3 protein-coding genes are annotated in these 2,626 nt (G+C 67.9%); 2 read left to right on the forward strand and 1 reads right to left on the reverse strand.

What is annotated here, in order from left to right:
- Nucleotides 1-174: 174 nt before the first annotated feature.
- Nucleotides 175-981, reverse strand: coding sequence for an outer membrane protein assembly factor BamD (locus AC1DOC_RS28635; protein WP_012747298.1), 807 nt, complete (start codon nucleotides 979-981; stop codon nucleotides 175-177).
- Between the two features lie 56 nt (nucleotides 982-1,037).
- On the opposite strand from AC1DOC_RS28635, the gene AC1DOC_RS28640 reads away from it, so the two are divergent.
- Together AC1DOC_RS28640 and scpB are read left to right on the forward strand one after the other, a co-directional pair.
- The gene (locus AC1DOC_RS28640; protein ID WP_027730833.1) at nucleotides 1,038-2,021 is read left to right on the forward strand and encodes an RluA family pseudouridine synthase; all 984 of its coding nucleotides are present in this window, start codon (nucleotides 1,038-1,040) and stop codon (nucleotides 2,019-2,021) included.
- 127 nt (nucleotides 2,022-2,148) lie between these two features.
- Nucleotides 2,149-2,626 (forward strand): SMC-Scp complex subunit ScpB (gene scpB / locus AC1DOC_RS28645; protein ID WP_478131017.1); only part of this gene is annotated, 478 nt, incomplete at its 3' end.

Consider the following 2,626-nt stretch of genomic DNA (forward strand, 5'->3'; position numbering starts at 1 on the left):
CGCCTGGTCGCCATGGGCTATGGCCGGCGGCTCCTGGCCGCGCTGCCGCCGATGCGCAGGCTGGAAAGCGAAGCGGACTTCGAGGCGGCGATCGGCGAACTCAGGAACTCGCTCTCGGCCTGAAGGGCGCAGACGAAGAAAAAGCCCCGAAGGGCTTTTTGTCGTTCCAGCGGATTACCAGACCTTCCACCACGGATCGTCCTTGCCCTTGAAGCCGCGCGCGAGGTACTCGCTGTGCGGATAGTTGGTGGTCAGCACGCGCTGGGCGTCGTCGCGCAGGTCCTTCATGCCGAGCGCATCGTAGGAGCGCACGATGATGTACAGGGCTTCTTCGAGCGCGGGCACTTCGCGGTAGTCGGACAGCGCGAGCTGCGCGCGGTTGATGGCCGCCAGATAGGCGCCCCGCGAGTAGTAGTAGCGCGCCACGTGCACTTCGTACTGCGCGAGCGAATTCACGATGTAGTTCATGCGCTGGCGCGCGTCGGGCGCGTAGCGCGACTCGGGGAAGCGCGTTGCCAGTTCCTTGAACGACTCGAACGATTCCTTGGCGGCCTTCTGGTCGCGCTCGGACAGGTCCTGGCGCGTGAGGAACGCGAACATGCCGAGGTCGTCGTTGAAGTTGATCACGCCCTTGAGGTAGAGCGCGTAGTCGATCGCCGGGCTGGCCGGATGCAGCTTCAGGAAGCGGTCGATGGTGGCGATGGCATTGGCCTTCTCGCCGGACTTGTACTGGGCGTAGGCCTTCTCGAGCTGGGCCTGCTGCGCGAGCGGCGTGCCGGCGGCGCGGCCTTCGAGCTTCTCGTACAGCGGCACGGCCTTGTCGTAGGCGCCGGAGCCCACTTCGTCCTTGGCCTCGGCGTAGATGCGGTTGGGGCTCCAGTTGGCGGTCTTGTCGACGGAGGTGGAGGAGCAGCCGGCTGCAAGCAGCGCTGCCGCGCTGAGGGCGATCCAGGAGGGGACCGATAATTTGGCGCGAAACATCACATACGGCTTTCGTGAAACAGTTGCCCTCAATTATATCGACCGACCCTCTGGACATGGTCCCCGACGCCGCCGAGTCCGACGAGGGCGCCGACCCGGTCGAATCCAGCGAACTGCGGCCCTTCACTGTGGGCCCGGCCGAGCATGGCCAGCGGCTGGACCGCGCGCTGGCCGCCCTGGTGCCGGAATTTTCTCGCAACTATCTGCAACAGCTGATCGAAGCCGGCGCCGTGGAGCTGCGGGGGCGCACCCTGCTGAAGGCTTCCGCCACCGTGCGCGCGGGGCAGACCGGCCATATCGAGCTGCGGCCGACGCCCCAGAGCCAGGCCTTCCGGCCCGAGGCGATGGACATCGTCACGGTGCACGAGGACGAGCACCTGCGCATCATCGACAAGCCGGCCGGCCTGGTGGTGCATCCGGCGCCGGGCCACTGGAGCGGCACGCTGCTGAACGGCCTGCTCGCGCTCGACCCCAAGGCCGCGCTGCTGCCGCGCGCGGGCATCGTGCACCGGCTCGACCGCGACACCAGCGGGCTCATGGTCGTGGCGCGCACCCGGGCCGCGATGGATGCCATGGTGGCGCTGATCGCCGCGCGCGAAGTCAAGCGGCAATACCTCGCGCTCGGACACAAGCCCTGGACCGGCGCGGCAGCCCGGCAGGTCGACGCGCCCATCGGCCGCGATCCGCGCAACCGTTTGCGCATGGCCGTGGTCGACCTCGAGCGCCATGCCGGCAAGACGGCACGCACGCTCATCGAGCGCCTGGACAGCAACGCGCAGGCTTGTGCCGTGCGGTGCACGCTCGAAACGGGCCGCACGCACCAGATCCGCGTGCACATGGCGTCGATCGGGCATCCGCTCGTTGGCGATGCGCTCTACGGCGGAGCGCCGGCCGCGGGGCTGGGGCGGCAGGCGCTGCACGCCTTCAGGCTCGCTTTCGTGCATCCCGTCACGCAAGCCGCGCTGGAACTGCGTTCACTTCCGCCGGCCGACCTGGTTCAGGCGTTCCAGGCCCTGGGGCTGGATTACAATCGCGCCTGACGGCCCGAGGGCCGCGCCGGCCACCCCGATGCCGGCCTTGCGTTGCACTCGCCGCGTGCCGGCAGCGCCTTCTTTCATCCTTCTGAACAAGCGTCCCCGAGACGCCTTTTCCCGGATAACGCAAACCATGAATACGGCGGATGCCAAGCGCATTCTCGAAACCGCCTTGATCTGTTCGAGCCAGCCGCTGCCAGTGCGCGACATGCGCGTGCTGTTCGACGACGAGCTGGGCGTGGACACCATCAAGGTGCTGTTGCTCGAACTGCAGGAAGACTGGGCGCAGCGCGGCCTGGAACTGGTGAACGTTGCCAGCGGCTGGCGCTTCCAGAGCCGGCCCGAGATGCGCGACCACCTCGACCGCCTGCATCCCGAGAAGCCGCCGCGCTACACCCGCGCCGCCCTCGAGACCCTGGCCATCATTGCCTATCGCCAGCCGGTCACGCGCGGCGACATGGAAGACATCCGCGGCGTCACCATCAATTCCCTCATCCTCAAGCAGCTCGAGGACCGCGGCTGGGTCGAGGTCATCGGCCACCGCGAAACCGTCGGCCGGCCGGCGCTGTACGCCACCACGCGGCAGTTCCTCGACGACCTCGGCCTTGCAT

This window comes from Variovorax sp. 01T439_2, assembly GCF_056398445.1.

Excerpts from the sequence above, each read along its gene's own strand:
- AC1DOC_RS28635 (WP_012747298.1), bottom strand. The coding sequence starts at position 981 with ATGTTTCGCGCCAAATTATCGGTCCCCTCCTGGATCGCCCTCAGCGCG.
- AC1DOC_RS28640 (WP_027730833.1), top strand. The coding sequence starts at position 1,038 with ATGGTCCCCGACGCCGCCGAGTCCGACGAGGGCGCCGACCCGGTCGAA.